The 26,079-nt window shown below is 68.1% G+C and carries 25 protein-coding genes and 1 riboswitch; of the genes, 14 read left to right on the top strand and 11 right to left on the bottom strand.

Features of this window, described 5'->3' with window-relative positions; translation table 11 throughout:
• Positions 1–11: 11 nt before the first annotated feature.
• Positions 12–1,856 (bottom strand): DUF2075 domain-containing protein, encoded by a 1,845-nt coding sequence (locus DFI_RS10345; RefSeq protein WP_162145419.1) that lies wholly within the window; start codon positions 1,854–1,856, stop codon positions 12–14.
• Between the two features lie 427 nt (positions 1,857–2,283).
• On the opposite strand from DFI_RS10345, the gene DFI_RS10340 reads away from it, so the two are divergent.
• Both DFI_RS10340 and DFI_RS10335 read left to right on the top strand, forming a co-directional pair.
• A complete protein-coding gene (locus DFI_RS10340) occupies positions 2,284–3,636 on the top strand; it encodes a reverse transcriptase domain-containing protein (RefSeq protein WP_081425846.1) in 1,353 nt (450 codons plus the stop codon).
• A gap of 130 nt (positions 3,637–3,766) precedes the next feature.
• On the top strand, positions 3,767–4,399 hold the full coding sequence (locus DFI_RS10335) for an SLATT domain-containing protein (protein ID WP_118375878.1): 633 nt from the start codon (positions 3,767–3,769) through the stop codon (positions 4,397–4,399).
• 304 nt (positions 4,400–4,703) lie between these two features.
• Here the strand turns inward: DFI_RS10335 and proS are convergent, their stop codons facing one another.
• Complete coding sequence (gene proS / locus DFI_RS10325) at positions 4,704–6,188, bottom strand: proline--tRNA ligase (RefSeq protein ID WP_027463056.1); 1,485 nt, start codon at positions 6,186–6,188, stop codon at positions 4,704–4,706.
• A 59-nt stretch (positions 6,189–6,247) separates the two neighbouring features.
• Here proS and DFI_RS10320 point away from each other — a divergent pair, with 59 nt between their 5' ends.
• Positions 6,248–6,550 (top strand): hypothetical protein, encoded by a 303-nt coding sequence (locus DFI_RS10320; RefSeq protein WP_027463055.1) that lies wholly within the window; start codon positions 6,248–6,250, stop codon positions 6,548–6,550.
• 65 nt (positions 6,551–6,615) lie between these two features.
• A complete protein-coding gene (locus DFI_RS10315; RefSeq protein ID WP_338030617.1) occupies positions 6,616–7,323 on the top strand; it encodes a ComF family protein in 708 nt (235 codons plus the stop codon).
• On the opposite strand, the gene DFI_RS10310 is transcribed toward DFI_RS10315, so the two are convergent.
• The 7 genes from DFI_RS10310 to ribD form a co-directional block, all read right to left on the bottom strand.
• Positions 7,310–7,948 (bottom strand): SDR family oxidoreductase, encoded by a 639-nt coding sequence (locus tag DFI_RS10310; protein WP_162145418.1) that lies wholly within the window; start codon positions 7,946–7,948, stop codon positions 7,310–7,312. The two genes, DFI_RS10315 and DFI_RS10310, sit on opposite strands and share 14 nt — an antisense overlap.
• A 2-nt stretch (positions 7,949–7,950) precedes the next feature.
• Positions 7,951–8,502, bottom strand: coding sequence for a DUF1684 domain-containing protein (locus DFI_RS10305; RefSeq protein ID WP_027463052.1), 552 nt, complete (start codon positions 8,500–8,502; stop codon positions 7,951–7,953).
• On the bottom strand, positions 8,502–8,759 hold the full coding sequence (locus tag DFI_RS10300) for an RNA-binding S4 domain-containing protein (RefSeq protein ID WP_051307788.1): 258 nt from the start codon (positions 8,757–8,759) through the stop codon (positions 8,502–8,504). The genes DFI_RS10305 and DFI_RS10300 overlap by 1 nt, the downstream gene beginning before the upstream one ends.
• Before the next feature lie 117 nt (positions 8,760–8,876).
• Positions 8,877–9,350, bottom strand: a complete 474-nt coding sequence (gene ribH, locus DFI_RS10295; protein ID WP_022801372.1) for a 6,7-dimethyl-8-ribityllumazine synthase — start codon at positions 9,348–9,350, stop codon at positions 8,877–8,879.
• 34 nt (positions 9,351–9,384) lie between these two features.
• On the bottom strand, positions 9,385–10,569 hold the full coding sequence (locus DFI_RS10290; protein ID WP_027463050.1) for a bifunctional 3,4-dihydroxy-2-butanone-4-phosphate synthase/GTP cyclohydrolase II: 1,185 nt from the start codon (positions 10,567–10,569) through the stop codon (positions 9,385–9,387).
• Positions 10,566–11,201 (bottom strand): riboflavin synthase, encoded by a 636-nt coding sequence (locus DFI_RS10285; RefSeq protein WP_027463049.1) that lies wholly within the window; start codon positions 11,199–11,201, stop codon positions 10,566–10,568. Before DFI_RS10285 ends, DFI_RS10290 begins: the two co-directional genes overlap by 4 nt.
• A 1-nt stretch (position 11,202) precedes the next feature.
• Positions 11,203–12,261 (bottom strand): bifunctional diaminohydroxyphosphoribosylaminopyrimidine deaminase/5-amino-6-(5-phosphoribosylamino)uracil reductase RibD, encoded by a 1,059-nt coding sequence (ribD, locus tag DFI_RS10280; RefSeq protein ID WP_043778152.1) that lies wholly within the window; start codon positions 12,259–12,261, stop codon positions 11,203–11,205.
• 99 nt (positions 12,262–12,360) lie between these two features.
• Positions 12,361–12,534, bottom strand: a riboswitch (FMN riboswitch).
• A gap of 117 nt (positions 12,535–12,651) precedes the next feature.
• Between ribD and DFI_RS10275 the strand changes: the two genes are divergently transcribed.
• Both DFI_RS10275 and DFI_RS10270 read left to right on the top strand, forming a co-directional pair.
• The gene (locus tag DFI_RS10275; RefSeq protein WP_027463047.1) at positions 12,652–13,851 is read left to right on the top strand and encodes a cysteine desulfurase-like protein; all 1,200 of its coding nucleotides are present in this window, start codon (positions 12,652–12,654) and stop codon (positions 13,849–13,851) included.
• Positions 13,852–13,912: 61 nt separating this feature from the next.
• Complete coding sequence (locus DFI_RS10270; RefSeq protein WP_051307786.1) at positions 13,913–14,917, top strand: NUDIX domain-containing protein; 1,005 nt, start codon at positions 13,913–13,915, stop codon at positions 14,915–14,917.
• On the opposite strand, the gene DFI_RS10265 is transcribed toward DFI_RS10270, so the two are convergent.
• Positions 14,885–15,622, bottom strand: coding sequence for a Sir2 family NAD-dependent protein deacetylase (locus tag DFI_RS10265; RefSeq protein WP_027463045.1), 738 nt, complete (start codon positions 15,620–15,622; stop codon positions 14,885–14,887). The genes DFI_RS10270 and DFI_RS10265 overlap by 33 nt on opposite strands.
• 4 nt (positions 15,623–15,626) lie before the next feature.
• Positions 15,627–16,148, bottom strand: a complete 522-nt coding sequence (locus DFI_RS10260; protein WP_027463044.1) for an RNA 2'-phosphotransferase — start codon at positions 16,146–16,148, stop codon at positions 15,627–15,629.
• Between the two features lie 111 nt (positions 16,149–16,259).
• On the opposite strand from DFI_RS10260, the gene DFI_RS10255 reads away from it, so the two are divergent.
• From DFI_RS10255 to DFI_RS10220, 8 genes are all read left to right on the top strand, one after another.
• Complete coding sequence (locus tag DFI_RS10255) at positions 16,260–17,762, top strand: carboxypeptidase M32 (protein ID WP_027463043.1); 1,503 nt, start codon at positions 16,260–16,262, stop codon at positions 17,760–17,762.
• 301 nt (positions 17,763–18,063) lie between these two features.
• Entirely contained in the window at positions 18,064–18,501 is a 438-nt protein-coding gene (locus DFI_RS10250) for a hypothetical protein (RefSeq protein ID WP_027463042.1), read from the top strand.
• A 10-nt stretch (positions 18,502–18,511) separates the two neighbouring features.
• Entirely contained in the window at positions 18,512–19,060 is a 549-nt protein-coding gene (locus DFI_RS10245) for a hypothetical protein (RefSeq protein WP_022801382.1), read from the top strand.
• An 8-nt stretch (positions 19,061–19,068) separates the two neighbouring features.
• Positions 19,069–19,632: a DOMON domain-containing protein gene (locus DFI_RS10240; protein WP_022801383.1), complete on the top strand. Its 564-nt coding sequence runs from the start codon at positions 19,069–19,071 to the stop codon at positions 19,630–19,632.
• Between the two features lie 111 nt (positions 19,633–19,743).
• Entirely contained in the window at positions 19,744–21,111 is a 1,368-nt protein-coding gene (locus DFI_RS10235) for an SWIM zinc finger family protein (protein WP_244940263.1), read from the top strand.
• Positions 21,108–22,556 (top strand): DUF5691 domain-containing protein, encoded by a 1,449-nt coding sequence (locus tag DFI_RS10230; RefSeq protein ID WP_051307784.1) that lies wholly within the window; start codon positions 21,108–21,110, stop codon positions 22,554–22,556. The genes DFI_RS10235 and DFI_RS10230 overlap by 4 nt, the downstream gene beginning before the upstream one ends.
• Entirely contained in the window at positions 22,553–23,644 is a 1,092-nt protein-coding gene (locus DFI_RS10225; RefSeq protein WP_027463040.1) for an ATP-binding protein, read from the top strand. The genes DFI_RS10230 and DFI_RS10225 overlap by 4 nt, the downstream gene beginning before the upstream one ends.
• A gap of 83 nt (positions 23,645–23,727) precedes the next feature.
• Positions 23,728–26,079, top strand: a complete 2,352-nt coding sequence (locus DFI_RS10220) for an ATP-binding protein (RefSeq protein ID WP_051307782.1) — start codon at positions 23,728–23,730, stop codon at positions 26,077–26,079.

The raw sequence follows: 26,079 nt of genomic DNA, 5'->3' as shown, positions 1-26,079 counted from the left end.
GTAAGGCTGTCTTATTGGCTTTTCAGCGCGCGCTCGAAGTATGCCCGGGTCTCTGGATCCATGAAGTACACCATGGTGCCTTTCATGCCGCGTGACATCAAGACCCGATAGGTGTTCTGCAGCAGCGTAACCATCTGCTCTTTAGAGCGCTTCACCACCGTGTCCTGGCTCGCTTCCTTCACCGCGACCCATTCCGTTCCCCGGTACACGAGGTCAGGCCCAAAGATCACGCCGCAATAGTCAAATTCAAATCCCTGGGCAGAGTAGATGCACCCGATCTCGTTGAATCCCTGGGGCTGGTTCGCCCAGATGGTGTAGGGGTGGCGATGAGGCGGTTCGCCACCTTTCTCTTGGCGGTTCCATGGGCGCTGCCAGTCCCCAATCACCACATCGGGCAGCAACTCGTTGTTCTTGTCAGGCTTCGACCACTTCCAGCAGAAACCGGCGACCATGCGGGCGGTGAACTTCTCGTCGATCCGGGCTTGCAATTGGGCCTCGAGAGCTTCCGGAGAGTCCACCAGGCGGAACTCATACTCGTCCTTCCAGGAGACGTCGGCAGCGCCCCCCAGGCCCAGCGTTGCGCTCAACCACTCCAGATACCCTTCGGAGCCGGAACACCGAAACTGTCCGTCTAATTCCAAGACGTGAACGTCCGCCCCCCGAGCCTTGGCTGCCGCTTCAATGAGATCGGGCGTTCCAACTTCGCCTGGCCGCACCACCTGACGAGCATCCAGGAGAAACACCGAGACCTTCGCCACATCAATGAGCTCTTCGACCTGCGCCCGGTCACTGCGTCGGTCTTTCGGGGTATAGCGGCCATTGCTGGACTCTCTCAGTCGATGCGCTTCATCGGCGATGAGCACATCCACTGTCTCGTTGCCCTCGTGACTGAAGTTGTTGAAGTACTTGAAGAACGTGCCTGCCTGTTTGCTAACCGTGGCTTTGAGATTGGTGGTGAACGCCTTGGAGCCCGTGGCATGCACGACGGTTCGGTGCTCCCTTGCCAAAGCGCCCAACAACCGCACGGCGATGACGCTTTTGCCTGTTCCCGGTCCGCCTTTGATGATGATGACGGCCTTTTTGTCCGCCTCGTTGATAGTCTCCAGTTTCGACAGGACGAGGTTGTACGCATGGAGCTGTTGATCAATCAGGGTGTAGACAGGCTGGCCTTCCAGTTCAGTATTCACGTGATCCAGCAGTTTCTTGGACGGCTTATGTGGACTGTTCAGAATTAGGTCGAGCGTAGGCTTGCCGTCGCCATGTCCAAGGTGACCTTGGAGGAATGTAATAAATGCCTGGCGCTGGTTGCCCATGAACAGAGGCGCTTTCTTTAGAGCCGCGGCATATCGATCATCCAGGAGGTCGCCGCAGGTTGATGTGTTCGCGCTGTGCAAGAAGGCGCAAGGGTACAGCGTGACCATGGCCGGACCTTCATCGGCATGAAAAGCGGTGTGCCACCCCTGGAGCAGGCTGGCATAGGAAGCGGCTTGTTCAGAGGGATGGAGATGCAGCGCCTCCTTTTTCCCGCTGTACCAAGCGACCATATTCTCGATATCGGTTTTATGGGCTTTATCCCACTGTTTAAGTTCGACAATGACTGCACGCGATTTTCCGTCATTTCCTACGCCTGTTAGCAAGACGTCGAGACGCTTCCCACTTATTGGCAGCTTATACTCAAGGACAATATAGACGGAAGGTAAATGTGCCTCTCTTAACATATATGCTAGTTCACGGAGGGAGTTATTCCAAGATTTAGCTTCGCTGGGAGAGGGATTATGGCCCATGACGCTCACGAAGTTTGCGCGTAACGTCCCCGCAATCTCGTTGTTAAGAGCTTGCTCGACGAACAGTGGCACCTCTCCGACAAACAGTTTGTTAGAGAGGGAGAGGGGAGAACTCGGGGGTGTGGGAGATGAAGGCATCGAGGACAGCCTACACAGCGATCTCGTCGAGTAGCGCAAATTGTGAACTCCCGTGGAAGACAGCATGGGGTAGATGGCCCCATGAGTCGAGATTTGACGCCTGCCGAAGAAGGGTAACCAGCCACCTACTGAGAAATTTGAGGGGCAATAAATCTATGGTCTACAATGGAAGCTGTAAAGGTGGGCATGATTCACGAGTGTCTTGACATCGAACGCATCTATCTTTGAATCGAGGCAATTTAATGCTAGATCTATCCTTGTAATAGGAAAAGTGGTAAACTGATAAGATTTGGATTAGTGTTTAGGGATCCATAGTAAGGCGTTGGCGATTCGTTGCGACAGATGAGGTGGTTGGAAGATTATGGAATTTTCTTTGTTCCTTGAACTTTTTGATATAGAGAGTTTTTATAAGAGAGCAATTACTAAACCATCTACTGGCAGGGATGGAATAGGATTCCGGGACTTTGCTAAAGTAAAAGACGCGGAATTGGATACAATAATCAGAAAAGTAGACAAGAAATGTTACAAATTTACTCCATATAATGAAATATTGGTGCCAAAAAGATATGATTCTACCCCAAGGCGACTTGCCATTCCCACGATTAGAGATCGCGTGTTACTTACGGCTCTTAAGGACTATATTGCCTATCATTTTCCTGAGTATTCCAGTCCAAGCCATCAACACGTGATTATTCGAGCTATACAAGATGATGTGCTTCGAAGTGGTTACGTTCTTAAGACAGATTTTAAGAATTACTATGATAGTATTCCCCACGATAAGCTTTTGTTAATTTTACGGAGTAGGATAGTGGATCCTTATGCTATAAAAATTATTGAATGGGCGGTAAATAACCATATTTTTCCCTCAGGATTTATTAATAAAAAGCCAGACTTTTATAGGAGCGAAGGTCTGCCCCAAGGTATACCAATATCTAACATCCTCGCTAACATTTATGGTGGCGCAATTGATCATATCATGCTGGGCCGTCGCTATTATAGATATATGGATGACATAATAATTTTCTCTGATAGTAGAGAGGAGCTTGAGATCGTCAAAAGCGAACTCAACACAAAATCATCATCACTTGGATTGACAATAAACTCAGAAAAAACTGCCATACATAGAGTAGCGGAAGGATTCGAATTCCTAGGGTATGAATATGATGGAAGAAATTTCAGCATAAAATTTACTAGTCTTGATAAGCATTATAGAAAGCTTGCAGATATGATGAGGCGTCTAGAGGAGGACATATCTGGCAAGAATATTAGATATCGCGGAGTACCAAAGAATATTATTTATAATAATTTCCTTGACGATCTTAATACTCATATCACTGGAGCTATATACAAGGGAAAGAAGCTCGGATTCACTTTCTATTTTAGCTTGTCCAGCTCTCTATCGCAATTCTATGCACTTGATAACTTTATCGAAGTCAATTTGGGGAAATACAATCGGGACTTTCCGGATCACATTCCTATACGTCGCCATGTGCAAGCGTGTATTAGATGGAAACATAATAATCCAGAAGGCTATATAAAAAATTTTGACGTTGTCTTGTCGACCGAAGAAAGGTTCGACTATCTAACTGAACGGGGCATTTTGGCTCCGCCAATCGAACAACATACCGCCGAACAGGTGAATCAGACCTATGAGAGGTACGTGAGAAATAGATTAAGATCTCTTGGCTCGTTCAGCGGTAATGTCGTCTACTGATAGGAGCGCATTATGACATCTTGCTAAGAGCAAGGTGGTACATCAAGTCTTATCTTCCGAGACATTGAGCTTGCAGTATGGGCTGTAGGCGTTACCTCACGTAGTTTACGCTCCTATCTTATATACTTATATGACAGATACAGAGATAGCGAAACTGAGAAATAAAATGAATATGACTCGAAAGAGTCGTTTTGAAGCATCAAAGAGATTGATGAGTCATAACAGGATGTCCCAGTGGGCCATTAGTATTATCTCTGCAATCTTAATAGTACTTCCTCAAATACAAATACAGCCAAATGGAGCTATTCTAAATGTCCTGCAATCAGCTATAGCTATTGTGATATTAGTATATAGCGCAATACTTTCATCTGAGAACTTTTATCACCGGTCGAAAGAGATGTATCGATGTGCTCTAGAAATTGAAACTCTAATGAATCATCTGGATGAAGATAATAATAAAATCAACGAAATAAAGGCGAGATACACTGCTATTCTATCTCACTATGACAACCATGAGCCGATTGACTACTCTATAGTTGCAAGTAGGGAAGAAACCAAAGAAGGAAGATTTAAGGCTGCCTCTTACTGGATCGATAATAAAATACGCATCCGTGCAAAAATGGTAATAAGTTATATATATTATCTCCCTCTTTTAATCATCGTTGGCCTAATAGCAATCGTGATATACAGTAATTCCTCGAAAATAAGCTTTAGCTCAAGCGGATCTGATCCGCAGTATAGACAAACTGAACAAAGAGAATAAAGAATGAAGTGCCCAGTGTCGTCTCAAGTCGTGCAGGTAGACCCCGCTGTTTCATAGGCAGTTAAATAAATCGTTAGCTCTAGTCCTCCTTGACCGATACATTAAATAAGAATATTGTGTCTATGACAGGTTTTTAGCTCAGCTGGTTAGAGCGAACGACTCATAATCGTTAGGTCCCCGGTTCAAGTCCGGGCATCGCCACCAAGAAGGGCCCCCGCGCAGGCGGGGGCTTTTCGTTGCCGCGTCATCACGACCGGGACCCCTTCCTCACGCTGGAAGGGGCCCCGCGGATTCCTGCTGGGTTTCAGTACTGCCGGCCAAAGATCACGCGCTTGCCGTACGCGCTAGGCTTCCCGCAGCGCACGCAGGCGCCCTGGCTGGCTTCGCTGAAGAACTCGGCGTCGTCCAGGGGCACGTTGCGGGTGGTGGCCTTGGTGTCGTCCTTGATGGCCTTCTCGCACGCGGCGTCCGCGCAGTGGTGCGCCAGCACCCAGTTGCCTTCCTCGATCTTCGCCTGGAAGGTCGCGTAGTCGTCCACGGGAACCGTGTGCTCCCGCATGAATTCGGTGGCACGTGAGAGCAGCCAGTCGTGAATACCGTCCAGGCGGGCTGTCATGCCGCCCACGGCCTCGGCGCGGGGCAGGGTTTCCTTCTCGGTGCTGTTGCGGTTTTTCACCACGACGACGCCCTGCTCCAGGTCACGGGGGCCGAGTTCGATGCGCACGGGCACGCCCTTGAGTTCCCAGTCGTTGTACTTGAAGCCGTTCGTGACGCCGTCCCGCTTGTCCACCTTGACGCGCACGCCCTGCGCGCGGAGTTCCGCGGCCAGCTTCTCGCCTTCCTGCACCATCTCGTCGAAGTTGTCCTTGCGGCCTACCGGAATCACGACCACCTGCACGGGCGCGATGCGGGGCGGCATGATCAGGCCGAAGTCGTCGCCGTGCGTCATGATGATCGCCCCGATGATGCGGCTGGAAATCGCCCAGCTGGTCGTGTGCGCGAACTCCTCTTTCTGCTCGCGGGTCTGGAACTTCACGTCGAACGCCCGGCTGAAGTTCTGGCCCAGGTAGTGTGACGTTCCGCTCTGAAGGGCCTTGCCGTCCCGCATCATGCCCTCGATGGAGAAGGTGGACACCGCCCCGGCGAAGCGCTCGCTGGCGGTTTTCTCGCCCCGCACGACCGGCAGGGCCAGCACGTCCCGGCAGAACTCGTGGTAGATGTCCAGCATCTGCCGCACCTCGGCGCGCGCCTCGGGCTCGTCGGCGTGCGCGGTGTGGCCCTCGTGCCAGTAGAACTCCGACGTGCGCAGGAACGCCTTCGTGCGCAGCTCCGCGCGGAACACGCTGCCCCACTGGTAGTGCAGGAACGGCAGGTCGCGGTAGCTGTTCAGCCACCCGGACCACATGTGCCCGATGATCGTTTCCGACGTGGGCCGCATCACGTACGGCTCAGCCAGCTCCTCCGTGCCGATCTTGTTCACGGTGAACAGCTCCGGCGCGAAGCCCTCCACGTGATCGGCCTCTTTCATGATGAAGCCCATGGGGATCAGCGTGGGGAACACCAGGGACTCGTGCCCGGTCGCCTTGAAGCGGTCGTCCAGCCAGCGCTGGATGTTCTCCCACAGCGCCGACCCGTAGGGTTTCATGACCATCGCGCCCGCCACGGGGCTGTTGTCGGCCAGGTCGGCCTTCTTCACGACCTCGTTGTACCAGTCGTTGAAATCCACGCTCTGCGGCGTCACGCCGTACTGCTGCGCCTTCTTGTCCTGCTTCCCGCCAGTCTGAGTCATCCCGGCCATGATAGCCCCGGCCTGCCCGGCCCCGCCGGCCCGTGCGGGATACTGGGACCGTGCCCCCCCGCGCCCCGGCCCCGCCCCTCACGTGGACCCTGTCCACGACCGGTGACCTGCTGCGCGCCAACCACCTGCACACCGCGCAGGTCATCCGCGACTGGCAGACCCGGCACGGCCTGGACCGCCACTGGGACGCGCAGCTGCCCGAGTACACGCCCCGGCCGGACCCGGCGGGCCTGCCGGACGTGATCCGGCTGCCCGGCAACGCCACCGCGCAGCAGCTCGCGGAATTGGCTGCGGACCTGGCCGACGTGTGCCACGCCGAGGTCCGCATCGGCCGCGCCACCGATGAGCCCTGAGCCGCCCTCCGCCTGACCAGAGGGCGTTAACGGGCGCATAACGGCCCCGCGGGCACACTGCCCGCATGACCCGGTTGCCCGCCTCCTCTTCCGTCTCTGCCGCCCCGGAGCGGCCCGGTCGCCCGGCTCCTGCCCTTCCCGCCGCCCTCACCGGCCTGCTGCGCGCGCTGATTCCCCACGCCTGCCCCGGCTGCGGGCAGCAGCTCGGCCGGGCCGCGGGCCTGTGCGCCCCCTGCCGCGCGGGCCTGCACGTCCGGCTGGAGACGCACAGCCCCCTGCGCGCCACGCCCGCCCCGCACCTGATCACCCTGGGACGGTACGCCGGCGTGAACCGCCGCGCCGTGCGGGAACTGAAGTTCACCGGTGTCCGCGACCTCGCCGGCGTGCTCGGCGGGGCCCTGGCCGACGGCCTGCCCGCACACTGGAATATTCAGGCGGTGATCCCCGTGCCGCTGCACGCCGCCCGGCAGAGGCAGCGCGGCTTCAACCAAGCCGACCTGCTCGCCCGCGCCATCGCCCGGCCCCACGGCCTGCCGGTCCACGCCGCCCTGACCCGCACCCGCGCCACGCGGCAGCAGGCCCGGCAGCACGCCGCCGACCGCGACGACCTGCACGGCGCCTTCACCGTGAACGCCCGGGAGCTGCCGCGGGGCCCGCTCCTCCTGGTGGACGACGTGCTCACGACCGGCCACACCCTGATCGCCTGCCGGGACGCCCTGCTTCAGGCCGGGGTGGCCCCCGACGACCTCTCCTACGCCGTCATCGCGCGCTGAGGCAGGCGAGGGCCGCCGCAATGGCCTGCTCCCCGCCCAACACCTCGAACTGCTGGCCCACCGTGCGTGGGTCCTCCAGGCAGGCGACGAGCACCGCCGCGACGTCCTCGCGCGCGATCTTGCCGCCCGGGAGGTCCATGCCGACCGTCACCTGCCCCGTGCCCGGCTCGTCCGTCAGGCCGCCGGGCCGCACGATGGTCCACTCCAGGCCGGAGCCCCGCACGAACGCGTCTGACACGGCCTTCGCGCGCAGGGCGTCCCCCAGCGCCGGGTGCACCCGCTCGGGGTGGTCGGCGCTCTTGCTGCTCACCACCAGCAGCCGGCGCGGGCCGCGCGCCATGAGGCGCCGGGCCACGGCGATCAGGGCGTCCCGGCCGATCTCGGTGGACGTGCTGTCCCGGCCGGTCCCGGCGCACCAGACCACCGCGTCCGCGCCGTCCAGCACCGCCTCCCACTCGACTTTCAGGTCCCCATAGACCGGCACGGCGCCCAGCGCCTGCACCGCCTGCGCCTGCTCCGCGGTGCGCACCAGGCCCCGCACGGCGTACCCGGCCGCGTGGGCAAGTCGGACCACGTGCCGGCCCGTGCGGCCGGCCGCGCCGATCACCGCGACCACGCCGGGCACGGTCAGTTCGCCTGCACGGGCAGCCGCTCTCCGGCCCGCACCGCCTCCGGCAGCCAGTTCTCCCGGGGGGGCAGCGGGCAGGTCCAGCCGTCGCTGTACGCGCAGTACGGGTGGTACGCCATGTTGAAGTCCACGTTCACGATGGGGTTCCCGGCCTCGTCCTGCGCGACGGGCGCGTCCAGGTAGCGGCCCGCGCCGTACGTCTCGTTGCCGCTCGTGGCGTCCCGGAACGGAATGAACACCCGCTGCGGCGCGTCCTCACCCAGCGGCGCGAACACGCTCAGGGTGTACTCGCCTTCCAGCATCGGCACCGTCACCGTGCCGTAGCACGCCATGACACGCGGCTCGCCGGTGTTCGTCTCCAGCGTGAACTCCGCGCTGGTGTCCAGGGCCGCGCGGGTCAGGGGCAGGACGTAACTCATGCCGCGGTCCGCGCCGTAGTAACTCAGGCCCGTGAACTCGTCCAGCACGTCTTCCGGAATGGGGCCCTTGCCGGTCCGGAAGTGCGCGTCCTTGCGGTCCCGGAATTCCTGCACGTCCTCGCAGTACCCCATCAGAAGTCCACCTTCAGCACGTGCCCGGCATACTCGACCACGTCGCCGCGCCGCAGCTTCTTGCGCCGGCGCGTCTCCACCTCGCCGTTCAGGCGGACCTCGCCGCCCTGCACGCGGAATTTCGCCTCGCCGCCGGTTTCCACCACGCCGCGCAGCTTCAGGAAGTCCTGAAGGTCGATGGTGTCCTGCACGTCCCCGCGTTCCTCCTGCGGGGCCGGCCGCACCGTGTCTGCCGCCCGCCTTGCTCGTCCCGTCATGCCCGCCAGTGTACGCGCGCCCCCGCCCCGCGACTGTTCCCGCGCGGGTGGCGCGGCGCCCCCGGGGAACAGAAGCAGGCGGCCCGCGGTCACCGGGGGCCGCCTGCACCGGAGGGCTCAGACTTTCGCGCGCACCTGTTTCAGCAGATTCACCGTCTCGATCATGGCCAGCACCGCCTCGCCGCCCTTGTTCCCGGCCTTGATGCCCGCGCGGTTCAGGGCCTGCTCCACGGTGTCGGTAGTGAGCACCCCGAACGCGATGGGCACGCCGGTGTGCAGCGACGAGTTCAGGATGCCGTTCGCGGCGCCGCCCGCCACGAAATCATAGTGGTCGGTGTCGCCCTTGATCACGGCGCCCAGGCACACCACCGCGTCGTACCGGCCGGTTTCCGCGAGCTGGCGGGCGATCAGGGGCACCTCGAAGGACCCGGGCGCCACGAAGTGGTCCAGGTTGGCGGTGTCGCCGCCGTGCTGCACGAACGCCAGCTCGGCGCCCTCGACGAGGCGGTCCACGATCAGGTGGTTCCAGCGGGTGCTGACGACGGCGAACTTCAGGTCGGTGGCGAGCAGGTGGGCCTCAATACGGTTCATCGGGTTCTCCTTAGGATCAGGGTGGGCCGTGGGGTCACAGGTGCCCCATGCGGTCGCGTTTCGTCTGCAGGTACGCGGCGTTCTCGTGCGTGTGGCCCACGTGCAGCGGCACGCGCTCCACGACGTTCAGGCCGAAGCCGCTCAGGCTGTGCAGTTTCAGGGGGTTGTTGGTCATGATGCGCAGGTCCCGCGCGCCCAGCAGGTGCAGCATCTGCGCGCCGATCCCGAAATCGCGGGCGTCGGCCGGCAGGCCCAGTTTCAGGTTGGCGTCCACGGTGTCCGCCCCCTGGTCCTGCAGGGCGTACGCGCGGATCTTGTTCAGCAGCCCGATGCCGCGCCCCTCCTGCCGCAGGTAGATCACCGCCCCGCGGCCCTCCTGCGCGATGGCCTGCATGGCGGCGTCCAGCTGCGGGCCGCAGTCGCACTTCAGGCTGTGGAAGGCGTCCCCGGTCAGGCACTCGCTGTGCACCCGCACCAGCAGCGGCTCCGGTGTGACCTCACCCATCACCAGGGCCACGTGCTCGGCGCCGCTCAGCGTGTCCTGAAAGCCCACCAGCCGGAACTCCCCGAAGCGGGTCGGGAGCCGCGCCTCGGCCGCGACCTCCATGAAGGGGTCGTGCGCCAGGCGGTAGGCGATCAGGTCCGCGATGCTGCCCACCTTCAGGCCGTGCTTCTCCGCGAAGACCAGCAGGTCCGGCAGGCGCGACATCTCGCCCGAGTCCCCCATGATCTCGCAGATCACGCCCAGCGGCGCGAACCCCGCCAGCCGCGCCAGGTCGCAGCCAGCCTCGGTGTGCCCGGCGCGGCGCAGCACCCCGCCCGGCCGCGCCACCAGCGGAAAGATGTGCCCGGGCCGGCGGAACTCGTCCGGCGTGGCGTCATCGCGGACGAGCGCGGCGATCGTGGCGGCCCGGTCGAAGGCGCTGATCCCGGTGCTGTTGCTCACATGGTCCACGCTGACGGTGAACGCCGTGCCGTTCGGGTCCGTGCTGGACCCGACCATCGGTGTGAGGTTCAGCGCCGCCGCCCGCTCCGGGGGCAGCGTCACGCAGATCAGGCCGCGGCCCTCGCGCGCCATGAAGTTCACCCATTCGGGCGTCGCGGCCCCGGCGGGCATCAGCAGGTCGCCCTCGTTCTCGCGGCCCTCGTCGTCCACCACGATCACCGGCCGGCCCGCGCGCAGTTCCTCCAGCAGTTCGGGAATGGGGGAGAGGCTCATGCCAGGACCTCCAGTGCCCGCACGGCCAGCAGCCGCTCCACATACTTGGCGATCTGGTCGGCCTCCAGGTTCACGCGCGTGCCCGCCACCCAGTGCTTCAGGGTGGTGACCTCCAGCGTGTGCGGCACCAGCCACAGCGTGAATTCCTCTGCCGGCCACTCCGGGCGGCTGCCGGCCGGGCCGCCCACGTCCACCAGCGTGAGACTCACGCCGTCCACGGTGATGCTGCCTTTCGGCGTGAGGAACTTCGCCATGCCGCGGGGCGCCCGCACGCGCATGGTGTACGCGCCGGGCTGGGCGTCCACGCTCAGGATCTCGCCCACGCCGTCCACGTGCCCGCTCACGATGTGCCCCCCGAACCGCGCCTGCGCGGTCATGGCGCGCTCCAGGTTCAGTTCCCGGCCCGCCTGCCAGTGCGGGGCCGTTTTCGCCAGCGTTTCCCGGCTCAGGTCCACCGTGAAGGCGCGCTCGTCCCAGCCGGTCACGGTCAGGCACGTGCCGCTGCACGCGACGGACTCGCCCAGCGCCAGGTCACTCCACATCCGCGCCGGCTCGATGGATACGGTCAGGTTCCCGCCCTGCGCTGCCGTGTGAGCCACGCGGCCCACCTGTTCCACGATTCCCGTGAACATCTCAGTTCCTCCCTCCCGCGTCCAGACGCGGGATGTCATTCAGAAAGCCCGTGATCAGCAGGTCCGGGCCGACCACTTCCGTGGTCACGTCCCTGAGTTCCTGCGCCAACGCCATCGGGCGACTCGGGCCGGTCAGCGGGGACAGCCCCGCGCCCAGCAGCTTCGGCGCGATGAAGGTCCGCACCTCGTCCACCAGTCCGGCGGCCAGGAACGCGCCCGCCAGGGTGGGTCCGCCTTCCAGCAGCAGGGAGGCGACATTCAGCGCCCCCAACCCGCTCAAGGCGTCTGGCAGGGTGTCCGCGTGCAGCACGGTCATGCCGCGCTTCTCGAACGGCGCGGCCGCCACGCCGGGGGCCGTGACCAGCACGCCGCCGGGCCGCACCACCTGCGCGGTCACTGGCGCCCGGCCGGAGCGGTCGAACACCACCGGCCGCGCATGCCGCCCGCCCGGAAGATCCCGGGTCGTCAGGGCCGGGTCGTCCAGCGCCACCGTCCCGCGGCCCACCGCGACGGCGTCCAGCTCATTCCGCCACACCATCACGCGCCGCCGCGCTTCCGCGCCGGATACCCGGCCGTTGCCCTCTCCGCACGCCGCCACCCGGCCGTCCAGGGTCATGGCGTACTTGAACACCACCCACGGCCGGCCGCGCACCACCAGCGACCGGAAGCCCGCCTGCTGGCGCAGCGCCTCGGCCTCGCCCACGCCCACCTGCACGTCCACGCCCGCGGCCCGCAGCCGGGCCACGCCGCGGCCTGCCACCTGCGGGTTCGGGTCCAGGGCGGCCACCACCACGCGCCGCACGCCCGCGGCGATCAGGGCGTCCGCGCAGGGCGGCGTGCGCCCGTGATGACTGCACGGTTCCAGCGTCACGAACGCGGTGGCGCTGCGGGCCCGCACGCCGGCTTCCCGCAGCGCGAACACCTCCGCGTGCGCCTCTCCGGCGCGGGGGTGGGCGCCGCGGCCCACGACCTCGCCGTCCTGCACGATCACGCAGCCCACCGGGGGGTTGGGGCTGGTGCGGCCCATGCCTGTCCTGGCCTCCGCGAGCGCCTGCGTCATGAACGCGGCGTCACACGCGAAAGGCCCCTCCACCCGAACGGGTGGACCATTGCCTGTCTGCATACGTTGTCGCCACCCGCCGGGGTGGGCGGGGTGACGGTCCTCCTTCTCTCATCCGGACTGACCGGCGCAGCATGCTGGCCGGAATACCGTCGGCTTCGGAATCGCACCGAATCGGGCCTGCGCGTGAAGCAGTTTGCGCGGGCTTCGCGGGCTGAGCTGCTTGGCAGCATCACCGCCGGTGGGGAATCACACCCCGCCCCGAAGGAAGCAGCCCGCACCACCGCAGCGGGGCGGGCCACCGTCAGCCTACGCCACCCGCCCCACCCGCAAGTGGACGCTGTTCAACATTCGCAGACCCCCCGCGCGGGCGCCGCCCTACACTGCCGTATGCCCCGCACCCCCGACCAGACCGCCCTGCGCGCGCAGTTCCCCGCCCTGCACCAGGGCCGGGCGTACCTGGACAATGCCGCCGGCGGCCTGCTCCCGCAGCGCACCATCGACGCCGTCACCGCCCACCTCACCCGCTACGGCGCCACGAACGCCTCCGCCGTGCACGCCCCCGGCCGGATGCTCGCGGACCTGCGCCGGCAGGCGCGCGAGGCGACCGCCGTGTTCCTGAACGCCGACCCGCAGGACGTCGCCCTGGCCTCCAGCGCCACCACCCTCGCCTTCCGCCTGAGCGCGGCGTTCGCGCGCCTGTGGGGCCCCGGGGACGAGGTGATCGTGTCCGGCCTGGAGCACGAGGCGAACGCCAGCCCCTGGCGGGAACTGGAGCGCGTGGGCGTGAAGGTGCACGTGTGGCACGCCCGGCAGCCCGACATGCGGCTGCACCCGGACGACCTCGCGGCGCTGCTGTCCGCCCGCACGCGGCTGGTGGCGGTCACGGCGGCCAGCAACGTACTGGGCGTCGCCCCGGACCTGCCCGCCATCACCGCGCAGGTCCGCGCTGCGGGCGCCTGGACGGTCGTGGACGCCGTGCACGCTGCGCCGCACACCCTGCCGGACGTGCAGGCCTGGGGGGCGGACTTCGTGACCTTCAGCCCGTACAAGGTGTTCGGCCCGCACCTGGGCAGCCTGTGGGTGCGCGGGGACCTGCGCGGGCACCTGCCCTGGCCGAAACTCAGTTTCTTCGACCCGGCCGACATCGCCAGCATCGAGCACGGCACGCCTTCGTTCGAACTGCTCGCCGGGTGGCTGGGCACGCTGGACTACCTGCGGGAACTGGGCGGCGCCGACACCCTGACCCGCGAGGCCCTGGTGGGCGCCTACGGGCACATTCACACCCTGGAAACCCCGGTCGCGGATGCACTCCTGAACGGCCTGCTGGCCCTGCCGGACGTCACCGTGTACGGCCCGCAGGACGCGCAGGGCCGCGTGGGCACGGTCGCCTTCCGTGTGAACGGCCAGACGCCCACCCAGACCGGCCTGCACCTGAGCGACCAGGGGGTGGACGTGAGCAGCGGGCACTTCTACGCCGTGCAGCCCCTGACTGACCTGAACCTCTACCCGGAGGGCGTGGTGCGCGCCAGCATCGCCCACTACACCACCGAGGAAGACATCGCCCGGCTGCTGGACGCGCTGCGCTGAGGGGCCCGCTCCACCTTCCGGCGGATGGCCCGGCCAGGGCGGGCCGCGTACGCTGCGGGCCATGAGCGACCTCCTGAACCTGCGGGCCGTGTGGGGAAACCGTCCGCTGCTGTCCGTGGGCGTGAGCGTGCTGCTTCAGGACGAAACGGGCCGCGTGCTGCTGCAACGCCGCGGCGACGACGGCCGGTGGGGCACGCCGGGCGGCGGCCTGAACCCTGGTGAGGACTTTCTGACCGCCGCGCACCGGGAACTGTTCGAGGAAACCGGCCTGCGCTGCCCGGACCTGCGCCTGCTGCCGCTGGCCCAGGGGCTGGTGAGCGGCCCGGAGTTCCACCACCGCTACCCGAACGGCCACGAGGTGTACATGGTCGGCGCCCGCGCGCACGGGCACCTGCCGGCCGCCGCGCTGGCCGGGGCACAGCCGGACGACAGCGGCGAGACCCTGGACCTGCAGTGGTTCCCGCTGGACGCCCTGCCGGAGCTGAGCAGCAACACCAACCGCGCCAGCCTGAGCGTCCTGCGCGCCCGGGCGGGGCTGGCCGGGCTTCCCTTGCAACCCGTGCCCTCCCCGCCGCCCGTCGGCTCGCACCTGCTGGCCCTGCGCCGGCTGGTCGGGCCGCGGCCGCTCTTCGCGCCGGGCGCGAACGTCCTGATCACCGACGACGCGGGGCGATTGCTGCTGCTCCGGCACGCCGGCACCGGGCTCTGGACCCTGCCGGGCGGCAGCCTGGAACCCGGCGAGAGCTTCGAGGCCTGCGCCCGCCGCGAGGCCCACGAGGAGACCGGCCTGACCGTGACGGCCCTGGAACCGCTCGCGCTTTCCGCCGGGGCCGCGTACCGCTTCACGTACCCGCACGGGGACGTGGTGGACTACGTCAGCGTGCTGTACCGCGCGCACGGCTGGACCGGCCCGCTCACCCCCCAGCCGGAGGAGGTGCTGGAGACCGGCTGGTTCGGCGCGGCCGACCTGCCCCGTCCCGAGGACCTGAGCGGCGCCCTAATCCGCGACCACGTCGGGGTGTGGCGGGATGCCCTAGCCGCCCAGCAGGGCGGCCAGCCCGCGTGAGGCGGTGTCACGCAGGCTGAAGGTCATCCGCTCGGTCAGTTCCGTGGCCTCCGGGTTCACCTCGATGACCACGCCGCCCTGCCGCAGCGTCTCCAGGGCGAGGCCGGCGGCCGGGTACACCACGCCGCTGGTGCCGACCACCAGCGCCACGTCCGCCTCCGCGAAGGCGGCCTGCGCGGCTTCCAGGGCGTCTTCCGGCAGGAACTCGCTGAACCACACGACGTTCGGGCGCATGCGGTGTCCGCGCGGGGAGACGGGCGGCGTGATCAGCGCATCCGGGTGGGGCAGGGGAAAAGTCTCGCCGGTCACCTCGTCCCGGGCGCTGATCAGGTTCCCGTGCAGTTCCACGAGCTGCCCGCCGTGCGTGCCGCTGCCGGCGCGGGCGTGCAGGCCGTCCACGTTCTGCGTCGCCAGGAAGAAGCCCGCGCCCTTCTGCCGCTCCAGCTGCGCGAGGTGGTGGTGCGCCGGGTTCGGGTGGGCGCGCAGCACGTCGCGGTAGCGGCCGGCGTACCACTCCCACACGGTGTCCGGGTCGCGGCGATACGCGCCGGGACTGGCGAGGTCCTCGGGCCGGAAGCGCGCCCAGTGGCCAGTCTGCGCGTCCCGGAATGTGGGGATGCCGCTCTCGGCGCTCACGCCCGCGCCGGTCAGCACGGCGACGCGCCGGGCGGTGTTCAGGGCAGTGCGGGCCGCGGTGAGGTTCATGCCTTCAGGCTACCGGGAAGTGCAGGAACGCGGGCGGCACGTGCGCCGTAAGCCACACGCCGTTCTCCGAGCGGTAGAAGGCGTGCCCGGCGGCGTGCAGGCCGGCGGCGTCCACGGTCAGGATCACGGGGGGGCCGCGCCGCGCGCCCACCGTGCGGGCGGTGGCCGGGTCGGCGGACAGATGCACGTGGTGGCGGTTCATGGGGCGCAGGCCCCCGGCGCGGATGGCGTCCAGGGCGCCGGGGTGCGTGCCGTGGTACAGCGTGGCGGGCGGCGCCAGCGGCGCGAGGTGCAGGTCCACGGGCACGCTGTGCCCCTGGTTCGCACGGATGCGCTCGCCCTGCAGCGCGAAGCGCCCCTTGTCACTGCTGGCGACCACCCGCTCGACGTCCTCCCGCCGGACCCGCAGGTGCGCGAGCACGGGCGCGAGCGGCACCCACCCGCCGGGTTCCAGGGTCAGGCCGGCCTCGTGCGGGGCGTGCCGCAGCAGGTACGCGAGGCGCTTGGAAAGCTGCGTGTCGTTCATGCCTTCAGCATGGCGGGCAACAGCCGGGCGGCGCGTCGGCGCTTTGCGGGGCGCCCCGACCCGCCAGATGGCGCACGGCAGGCGCGGGGGCGGCACGCTAGCCTGGGGCGCATGACGACAACCGACGCGGTGTGGGCGGACCTGACCTCTCGCTGGCAGGACCTCGCGGACCTGAACGGCACCCTGGCGCTGCTGAACTGGGACCAGAGCACGTACCTGCCGCCCGCGGCCGCGGGTGGCCGGGCGCGGCAGAAGGCCCTGCTGTCCGGCATCCGCCACGCCCGCGCCACCGACGACGCGTACGGCCGCCTGCTGGACGCGGCCGCCGCCCGCACGGACCTCTCGCCGGAGCAGGCGCGGATGGTCGAGGTGGCCCGCAAGGACTTCGAGCGGGCCACGCGCTTCCCGTCGGCGTTCGTGCAGGCACGCAGCCGGCACTTCGGCGAGTCGTACAGCGCCTGGACGCAGGCCCGGCCCGGCAACGACTTCGCGCGCATGATTCCGTACCTGGAAAAGTCCCTGGACCTGAACGTGCAGGCCGCCGGGTACTTCCCGGAGTTCGCCGACCCCATGGACTACTTCGTGGACCAGAGCGACGAGGGCATGACGGCCGCGCAGGTGGACGCCGTGTTCGGCGAGCTGCGCGCCGCGCTGGTGCCGCTGGCGGACTCGGTGATCGCCGCCGGCCCGCCCCGCACGGACTTCCTGAACCGCCACTACCCGGCCCAGGCGCAGCTGCGCTTCGGGGAAGACGTGATCCGGCAGTACGGGTACGACTTCGCCCAGGGCCGCCAGGACCTCACGCACCACCCGTTCATGACCCGGCTGGGCGAACGGGACACCCGCATCACCACCCGCGTGAAGGAACACGACCCCATCGACGCGCTGTACAGCACGCTGCACGAGGCCGGGCACGCCCTGTACGAGCAGAACGTCCGGGAGGACTTCCTGGGCACGCCGCTGGGCGGGGGCGTGAGCGCCGGGGTGCACGAGAGCAGCAGCCGCATGTGGGAGAACCTCGTGGGCCGCAGCAGAGAATTCTGGGCAGCGTACTTCGGGGACCTGCGGGACACCTTCCCGGACGCGCTGGGCGATGTGACCGAAGAGGAGATGTACCGCGCGAGCAACGTGGTGTCCCGCAGCCTGATCCGCGTGGACGCCGACGAACTCACGTACAACCTGCACGTCATCACCCGCTACGGCCTGGAACGGGACCTGCTGTCGGGCCGGCTGGCGGTCGCCGACCTCGCGGACGCGTGGCACGCGGCGTACGAGTCGAACCTGGGGCAGCGCGCCCCCAGTGACGTGGACGGCGTGCTGCAGGACGTGCACTGGTTCGCGGGCGGCCCAGGGGGGGCGTTCCAGGGGTACACGCTGGGGAACGTGCTGAGCGCGCAGTTCTTCGCGGCGGCCGAGGCGGCGAACCCGGGCCTGAAGGGCGATTTCGCGCGGCGGGACTTCAGCCGCCTGCTGGGCTGGATGCGGGAGAACGTGTACCGGCACGGGCGGATGCTGCGCCCGGCGGAGATGGTGGTGCAGGCCACCGGGCAGCCCATGAACGTGGAGCCGTACCTGGCGTACCTGCGCGGGAAGTACGGGGCGCTGCTGGGCTAGGGCGCGTCCGGACCGGGGTGCCGCTTCGCCGGGGTGCGGGGCGGCACCCCCTCCGTTTGGGGGCGGCCCGCGGAAGGTGAGCGCCGGTACGGTTGTACTTGAGGCGCGCGAAAGGGGGCTATACAACACGGTCAGCGCTGCTTTAGACGTCAAATTAACGTCGAGACACTCCACAGGAGTCGCCCCTATGAGACTCAATTCCGCGTTTCCCCGCTGCCGAGCCTGCGCGCAGAGGTCGGGGCCGTAGTGCGCTGAGCCGGCCCTGGCCCTCCCTTCCTGATCTGCCCCCTGGACGGTGTTCATGATTCAGGCGTTCCGACAAGCTCCGACGGACCTTCAGAAGCGGCTGGAGGGCGTGCGCACCGCCTTCCTGCTGTTCAACTTCATCGCCGCGCCGCTGTACATGCTGGAAATCAGCCTGCTGGGTCACTGGCTGGACAGCCCCAGCAGCAGGTGGCCGTACCTGGCGCTGCTGCTGACCTTCATCCTGACCGGCCTGGTGCTGCTGGGCCGCCGCACCGGCTGGGTGCGCACGGCGTTCCTGGCGGTCATGGTGGTCATGACCGTGACCGGCCTGGCCGGCACCTTCTACCACCTGTTCTTCAACTTCGAGGGCGAGGTGGACTGGGCGTTCCAGGCGACCACCGAGGCGCTGGAAGGCACTCGCCCCGTGCTGGCGCCGCTGGCCTTCACGCACATCGGCCTGACCGGGCTGCTGTGCCTGTACCGGGCGAAGTGAGGGAGGGCCCATGACCCGCATCACGCACGACCCCGCCGCCCGCACGGCGGCCCCCCAGGCGCGCTTCACGCTGAACGCGCCCGCCGAGGCGGCGCACGTCTCGAACTTCCTGCGCAGCGTCTTCCTGGGCCTGATGCTGCTGGGCTTCCTGTTCTATCCCTTCGACCTGTGGGTGCTGGGGCACTGGCTGGACTCCTGGCAGTCCCGGATTCCGTTCCTGGTCGCGCTGCCCAGCGCCCTGCTGACCGTGCTGTTCCTGTTCTTCCCGCGCAGCGCGCCGGTCCGGACCCTGTTCGTGGTGTTCAGCGTGCTGAACATGGTCACCGGGCTGGCCGGGGCGACCTTCCACCTGGTCTTCAACTTCGAGGGCGACGTCAGCTGGACCGCGCAGGGCCTGAAAGACGCCTTCGAGGGCACCCGCCCGGTGCTGGCCGCCGCCGCGTTCGCGCACATCGGGTTCACGGGGCTGCTGTGCAGCCTGCTGCCCGCCCTGGACCCCGCCGGCCTGTCCGCTGCCGACTCCGCCCATCCGCTGTCCGACCTGGACACCCAGAAGTGAGGTCACGTATGAACACCCCCGTGAAACTGGCCCTGACCGCCGCCGCCCTGACCGCCACCGCCGCGCTGGCGCAGGCCGCCCCGAAGGTGGACGGCGTGATCGGCGCCGGGGAGTACAGCAGCACCTTCAAGGAACCCGAGAAGGGCATGAGCGTGAGCTGGCGCGTGGTGGGCGACACCATCTACTTCGGCGTGAGCGCCAGGACGGACGGCTGGATCGGCATCGGCCTGGACCCCAGCGGGGAGAAGAAGACCGGCGCGGACATGTACATGTTCGTGATGGAAGACGGGAAGCTGAATGCTATGGACATGGTGCAGGTCAAGAAGACTGGCGCGCCGAAACTGGACACCGAGGAAGGCGGCAAGGACAACATCGCCGCGAAGGCCGGGAAGATCAGCGGGGACACCTTCACGGTGGAGTTCAGCCGCAAGCTGAACACCGGCGACAAGCAGGACGCGGTGCTCACGGCCGGGAAGGGCGCGAAACTGCTGATGGCGGTCGGCCCGGGCGAGAAGACGAACAAGGCCCACGCCAAGAGCATGCGCTGGGAAAAGGAGATCGTGATCAAGTAAGGCGTCGGGAGCGGGCGGGGGCGCGTCCGGTGGGGCGTGCCCCCTGCCCTGTAGAGCGGGGCTTGCGCATTCAAGGTGCCTCCCCTACAATTACGCTCATAACGTAATTGCGTGGCCGCGCTTCCCCACTCCACCATGACCCCCACCCTGACCCCCGACACCATCCTCGCCCTCGCCCCCGACCCGGGCAGCGCCGCCAGCGCCCGCAAACTCGCCACCCCGGTCAAATGGCAGCACCTCAACCACGCCGGCGGCCTGCTCTGGGGCGAGTGCCAGGGCAGCGGCAAGGACCCCTACCTGACGGGCGTGGACCCCAGCGGCCCCGTCAGCCGCTGCAGCTGCCCCAGCCGCAAATTCCCCTGCAAGCACGGCCTCGCCCTGATGCTCCTGCACGCCGCGCACCCCGGCGACTTCGGCACGGCCGCCGCCCCCGAAAGCCTCCAGACCTGGCTGGCCGGCCGGCAGACCCGCGCCGAGAAGGCCGCCGGCACCCCCGACCCGGCCGGGACGGCCCCCACCCCGGCCCCCGACCCCGCCGCGCAGGCCCGGCGCCGCGCCGCCCGCGAACGCAAGGTCGAGAGCGGCCTCGCCGCCCTGCACGTGTTCCTGAAAGACCTCGTCCGGGACGGCCTGGCCCACGCCAGCGCCCGCCCCTACAGCGACTGGGACACCCAGGCCGCCCGCCTCGTGGACGCCCAGGCGCCCGGCGCCGCCCGCCACGTGCGCCGCATCCCGGAACTGCTGGGCGACCCCGCCGCGCTCCTTGCCCACCTGGGCTGGCTGGCCCTGCTGTGCGAGGGCTGGACCCACCGCGCCGGCCTCACCCCGCCCGAACTCGCGGACCTGCGCGCCGCCCTGGGCTTCCCGCTGGACCAGGCGGGTCTTCAGGCGGAACCCGGCGTCAGCGGCCGCTGGACCGTGCTGGGCCAGAGCACCAGCCAGGAAGACCACCTCACCACCCGCCGCACCTGGCTGGAGCGCGCCGGCCACACCGCCCTGCTGCTGGACTTCGCCGCCGGGGGCCGGCCCCTCCCGCCCGGCCTGCCCACCGGGCAGAGCGTGCAGGCGGAGCTCGTGTTCGCGCCCTCCGCCACCCCGCAGCGGGCGGTGCTGCGCGGCGAGGCCACCGAGTATCGCCCCGCCGAGGCCCTCCCGGCCGGCCTGAGCGTGGACGCCCTGCTGGACCGCCACGCCACCCTGCTGGGCCGCAACCCCTGGCTGGAGCGCGCCGCCTACGCCCTGGGCCCGGTGCGGCTGCTGCCCGGCGAGCCCTGGCACGCCGTGGACGATGCCGGACACGCCCTGCCGCTGGGCGGCAGCGAACGGGCCCAGCTGACCCTGATGGCCGTGAGCGGCGGCGCGCCCCTCACGCTGTACGGCGAGTGGACCGGGCACACCTTCACGCCCCTGAGCCACCTGGCGCCGGGCCATCTCACGCCGGGCCGCGTGACCTCCGTGCGCGCGGAGGCCCGCCCATGACGGACGCCCAGGCCCTGCTGGCCGCCGCCCTGGTCGGCACCGCCCGCACCACCCCGCCGGCCCACGCCGGCACGCCCCTCGCGGACGCCCTGAACCGCGTGACCGGCCGCGACCCGGAAGGCACCCTGCTGGCCCGCGCCGGCCTGACCGGACTGGCTGCCGTGGCGGGCCGCGCGGCCCCGGCCGCCCCCGGTCCGCTGCCCGCCCCGGCCCCCGCTGAGAGCCGCCCCGAGGCGCCCGCCCGCGCCGCGCGGCACCTGCCGCTGCTGCTGGACACGCCCCTGCTGCCCGAATGGCTGACCCTGTGCGCCCGCGCCGGCTGCCGCGTCCCGCCGGAGGTCCTGCCGGACCTGCTGGACGCCGCCCGGCAGCGCATGGACCTGCGCGACCTGCTCGCCCCCGTGCTCGGGGAAAGAGGTGCGTGGCTGGCGGCCTTCCACCCGGACTGGCGCTTCACGCCCCGCCCCTTCGACCCGGACGCGTGGCTGGACGCCACCGACGCCGAGAAGGACGCCCTGTTCCGCGCGCTGCGGGCCGCCGAGCCGGATCAGGCCGCGGCGCTGCTGCGCGACCACTTCACCGCGGAGCGCGCCGCGGTCCGCCGGCGCCTGCTGCAGGCCGTGCACGACACCCTCACGCCGGCCGACGCAGCCCTGGAACCCCTGCTGGACGCGGCCCTCCCCGACCGCAGCGCGGACGTGCAGGCGCTCGCCCGCCGGGCGCTGCAACGCCTTCCAGGCAGCGCCTTCAACGCCCGCATGGCCCGCCGCGCCACGCACGCGCTGGACGGCTCGGTGCCCGGCCGGCCCGCCCTGCGCCTGCCCGCGCCACCCGACCCGGACCTGAAACGCGACGGGTTCGAGACCGGTCTCACCGCCAAGGGCTTCCTGTGGCACGTGCTCGCGCACACCCACCCGGACGTGCTGCTGGGCGCCCTGCACCTCGACCCGCCCGCCCTGGTCGCCCTGGCCGGGGACCTGGACGCGCACGAGGAACTGCGCCGCGCCGCGCTCGCCGTGCCGCACCCGGCGCTGGCGCAGGCCCTGGTGCCCCACCTGAAGGACACCCTGCCCCTGCGGCGCCTCGCCGCCACCGATCCCCTTCAGGCGGCGCGGGACGCCCTGCACGCGCACGACACCGACCTCCTGCACGCCCTGCTGCCCGACCTGCCCGCCCCCTGGCCCGCCGACCTGACCGGCGCGCTGCTGCCGCGGCTCGCGGCGTCCCTGCGCCGCGTGGAGTACCCCTACGCCTGGCCGGCGCCCTGGCGGGACCTGCACGCCCTGCTGCTCGTGCGCGCCGACCCGCTGGGCCCGCCCCCCGCCCCGCTGCCCGAGGACGCCACCGCGTTCGCGCGGAGCATGTGGGACGACCTCACCTCGGCCCTCCACACCCGCGCCCGCCTGATGCAGGACTTTCACCCCACCGAAGGAGCCCGACCGTGACCGACCCCGCTTCCCCCGACGTTCTCCGCCAGCACGCCGAGCAGGCGTACGCGCACGAACTCGCCGCCCTGGCCGCGCACGACGACCGGCCCCGGCCGCCCCGCTGGAACCTCAGCCCGCACGCGGTCCTGACGTACCTGATGGGCGGGCAGGCCGGGGACACGCCGGTCACGCCGAAGTACGTCGGGGACCGGCGCCTGATGGAGATCGCCGTGGCGACCCTGGCGACCGACCGGGCGCTGCTGCTGATCGGGGTGCCGGGCACCGCGAAAAGCTGGGTGAGCGAGCACCTCGCGGCCGCGATTTCCGGGGACAGCACCCTGCTGGTGCAGGGCACCGCCGGCACGGGCGAGGAGGCCATCCGCTACGGCTGGAACTACGCGCGGCTGCTGGCCGAGGGCCCCAGCGAGGCGGCGCTGGTGGAAAGCCCGGTGATGCGCGCCATGCGCACCGGGAAGATCGCGCGCCTGGAAGAACTGACCCGCGTGCAGAGCGACGTGCAGGACACGCTGATCACGGTGCTGTCGGAAAAGACGCTGCCGGTGCCGGAACTGAACACGGAGGTGCAGGCGGTGCGGGGCTTCAACCTGATCGCCACCGCGAACAACCGCGATCGGGGCGTGAACGACCTGTCCAGCGCCCTGAAACGCCGATTCAACACGGTGGTGCTGCCGGTCCCGGACAGCCTGGACGACGAGGTGCGCATCGTGACGCAGCGCGTGGCGCAGCTGGCCGCCGGGCTGGAGATTCCGGCCGCGCCGCCCGCGCTGGAGGAGGTGCGGCGCATCGTGACCGTGTTCCGGGAACTGCGCTCCGGCCTGACCGCGGACGGCAAGACCCGCCTGAAAAGCCCCAGCGGCAGCCTGAGCACCGCCGAGGCGATCAGCGTGGTGAACCACGGCCTGTCGCTGGCCGCGCATTTCGGCAGCGGGGAACTCAGCGCGCAGGACGTCGCCGCGAGCCTGGTCGGGGCCGTGATCAAGGACCCCGTGCAGGACGGCGTGATCTGGCGCGAGTACCTGGAGACCGTCGCGAAGAAACGCGACGACTGGAAGGACCTGTACCGCGCCTGCCGCGCCGTGAGCTGAGCGGACTCGACCGTACGTGAACAATTCCTCACGGGTGGGGGTCTGTCGGGGCCGCCGGCCGGGCCCGTATGCTGGGCTGTCATGTGGTGCCCGCCCCGCCGCTTACCGCCCGCCCGCCCCCCGGCCCGGCACCTGCCGAGGCCGTGATGGCGGAAGCCCACCCCGTTCCTGAACCCGACAGCCCGGCCTGGCAGACGGCCGAACTGGAGGCGCGCACCCGGGCGCTGGAGGGCTTCGCGGACCTCACCCGGGACCTCAGCTTCCAGACCGATCCCTACGCCCTGATCCGCCGGGCGCAGGAACTGGCGCAGTCGCTGCTGCCGCAGGGGTTCGCGGTGTACTACGAGCCCGAGGGCGGCCTGTGGCGCCTGAAATCCCAGGTGGGGGACCTGGGCAGCCCCAGCCTGCAGGCCCTGCTGGACGCCGGGCTGCCGTTCGAGGACACGCAGAACCTGCTGATTCCCTGGCAGAGCGGGCAGCCGCTGTACCAGCAGGCGTACGACATGACCCTGGACCGCCTGACAGGGGAGACGGTCGGGCAGCTGCAGTCCACGGCGACCATTCCCATGCTGGTCGGCGGGGAGCCGCGCGGCGTGTTCGCGTTCGGCCTGAACTCGCCGCTGCCCTGGTCACGCGCCGACCGGGCGGTGCTGGAAAGCATCACCCGCAGCCTGGGCAGCGCCATCGAGCGGGTGGAGCGCACCCGCACGCTGGAAGTGGAACGCGCCGCGCTGGACGCCTTCGTGCAGTTCACGGAAACCGCCGCCGACCTGACGGACGTGCACGCCCTGGCGCAGCAGGCCATCGACGTGCTGCAGCGCACCCTGGGGCCGGTCAGCGCCGCCTACTACGACCTGGAAGGCGGACTCTGGAAGGCCCGGGTGCTGTCCCCGGAGATCCCGGTGCCGGTCGCGGACACGCTCCGGGCGGGCATTCCCATGGACGCGCCCAGTTACGCCGAGGCGCTGCGCACCCGGCAGCTGGTGCTCGTGCCGGCCTGGGAACCGGAGCGGGAGGGCGTGGAGCACTCCGGGATGTACGGCGCGGGCGCCATGTACCCGTACGTCGTGGACGGCGAGCCGCGCGGCATGCTGGGCCTGGGCACCCAGGTCGCGCGGGACTGGACGCCGCGCGAGCAGGCGATCATCCGCGCGGTGGGCCGCAGCCTGGGTCTGGCGCTGGAACGCAGCGAGGCCGCGCACCGCCTGGAACGCCAGAACGCCGAACTGGAGGCGCGCACCCGGGCGCTGGAGGGCTTCGCGGACCTCACCCGGGACCTCAGTTTCCAGACCGATCCCTACGCCCTGATCCGCCGGGCCATGGAGGTCGTGCTGGCGCAGCTCCCGCCCGGCGTGGCGCTGTACTACGAACCCGACGGAAACGTGTGGCGCGCCCGCGCGCAGCTGGGCACCCTGCGCGCGGACCTTCAGGCGGCGGTGGATGCCGGGCTGCCGTTCGACGAGACGCAGAACCTGCGGATCCCGCAGCAGACGCGCCTGCCGCACTACCAGAGCGAGTACGACGCGGGCACCGACCGCCTGGGGGACCTGGCGCTCGGCATCGTCGCGACCGCCACCCTGCCGGTCATCACCGAGGGCGCCGTGCGCGGGGTGTTCGCGGTGGCGCTGTACAGCCTGCGCCCCTGGACGCCCGCGGACCGCGCGCTGCTGGAGACGGTGGTGCGCAGCCTGGGCCTGGCGCTGGAGGGCGCGCAGGGCGTGCAGGACCTGCAGCGCCGCACCGCGGAACTGGAGCGCAGCAACCGGGAACTGGAGCAGTTCGCGTACGTCGCCAGTCACGACCTGCAAGAACCCCTGCGGACCGTGACGAGTTTCGTGGAACTGCTGAACAGGCGCTACGGGGACCACGGGGACGCGCGCGCGCAGCAGTACGTGGCGCACATCACCGACGGCACGCGCCGCATGAGCCAGCTCATTCAGGACCTGCTGGCGTTCTCCCGCGTGACCTCGCAGGGCCGCGCGCCGCAGCCGGTGGACATGAACCGCCTGATGGATGACGTCCGGCAGGACCTGGGCACGCAGTTCGCGCAGCGGGGCGGCACGCTGGCCGTGGACCCCCTGCCGGCCGTGCGGGCCGACGGCACGCAGGTGCGGCAGGTGATGCAGAACCTGATCGGCAACGCCCTGAAGTTCAGCGTGCCGGGCCGCGCGCCGCACATTCAGGTGCGCGCCGTGCGCGAGGGCGGCCGCGTGCAGTTCGACGTGCAGGACAACGGCATCGGCATCGCCCCGGAGTACTACGACCGCATCTTCACGATCTTCCAGCGGCTGCACACCCGCGAGCAGTACGAGGGCAGCGGCATCGGCCTGAGCATCGCGCGGCGCATCGTGGAACGCCACGGCGGCAGCATCTGGCTGGACAGCGCGATCGGGCAGGGCACCACCTTCCACTTCACCCTGCCCGCCGCCGACTGA

Origin of the sequence: Deinococcus ficus, from assembly GCF_003444775.1 — a bacterium.
GTDB classification, from domain to species: domain Bacteria; phylum Deinococcota; class Deinococci; order Deinococcales; family Deinococcaceae; genus Deinococcus; species Deinococcus ficus.
Note: the sequence above shows the minus strand (reverse complement) of the source record. Positions and strands in the feature narration are given on the sequence as shown.

Coding starts and splice junctions, on each gene's coding strand:
- DFI_RS10305 (WP_027463052.1), bottom strand. CDS start 8,502: ATGGGGTACTGCGAGGACGTGCAGGAATTCCGGGACCGCAAGGACGCG.
- DFI_RS10265 (WP_027463045.1), bottom strand. CDS start 15,622: ATGAACCTCACCGCGGCCCGCACTGCCCTGAACACCGCCCGGCGCGTC.
- DFI_RS10290 (WP_027463050.1), bottom strand. CDS start 10,569: ATGAGCCTCTCCCCCATTCCCGAACTGCTGGAGGAACTGCGCGCGGGC.
- DFI_RS10315 (WP_338030617.1), top strand. CDS start 6,616: ATGACCCGGTTGCCCGCCTCCTCTTCCGTCTCTGCCGCCCCGGAGCGG.
- DFI_RS10245 (WP_022801382.1), top strand. CDS start 18,512: ATGACCCGCATCACGCACGACCCCGCCGCCCGCACGGCGGCCCCCCAG.
- DFI_RS10260 (WP_027463044.1), bottom strand. CDS start 16,148: ATGAACGACACGCAGCTTTCCAAGCGCCTCGCGTACCTGCTGCGGCAC.
- DFI_RS10285 (WP_027463049.1), bottom strand. CDS start 11,201: ATGTTCACGGGAATCGTGGAACAGGTGGGCCGCGTGGCTCACACGGCA.
- proS (WP_027463056.1), bottom strand. CDS start 6,188: ATGACTCAGACTGGCGGGAAGCAGGACAAGAAGGCGCAGCAGTACGGC.
- ribH (WP_022801372.1), bottom strand. CDS start 9,350: ATGAACCGTATTGAGGCCCACCTGCTCGCCACCGACCTGAAGTTCGCC.
- DFI_RS10270 (WP_051307786.1), top strand. CDS start 13,913: ATGAGCGACCTCCTGAACCTGCGGGCCGTGTGGGGAAACCGTCCGCTG.
- DFI_RS10335 (WP_118375878.1), top strand. CDS start 3,767: ATGACAGATACAGAGATAGCGAAACTGAGAAATAAAATGAATATGACT.
- ribD (WP_043778152.1), bottom strand. CDS start 12,261: ATGACGCAGGCGCTCGCGGAGGCCAGGACAGGCATGGGCCGCACCAGC.
- DFI_RS10240 (WP_022801383.1), top strand. CDS start 19,069: ATGAACACCCCCGTGAAACTGGCCCTGACCGCCGCCGCCCTGACCGCC.
- DFI_RS10250 (WP_027463042.1), top strand. CDS start 18,064: ATGATTCAGGCGTTCCGACAAGCTCCGACGGACCTTCAGAAGCGGCTG.
- DFI_RS10340 (WP_081425846.1), top strand. CDS start 2,284: ATGGAATTTTCTTTGTTCCTTGAACTTTTTGATATAGAGAGTTTTTAT.
- DFI_RS10300 (WP_051307788.1), bottom strand. CDS start 8,759: ATGACGGGACGAGCAAGGCGGGCGGCAGACACGGTGCGGCCGGCCCCG.
- DFI_RS10230 (WP_051307784.1), top strand. CDS start 21,108: ATGACGGACGCCCAGGCCCTGCTGGCCGCCGCCCTGGTCGGCACCGCC.
- DFI_RS10275 (WP_027463047.1), top strand. CDS start 12,652: ATGCCCCGCACCCCCGACCAGACCGCCCTGCGCGCGCAGTTCCCCGCC.
- DFI_RS10255 (WP_027463043.1), top strand. CDS start 16,260: ATGACGACAACCGACGCGGTGTGGGCGGACCTGACCTCTCGCTGGCAG.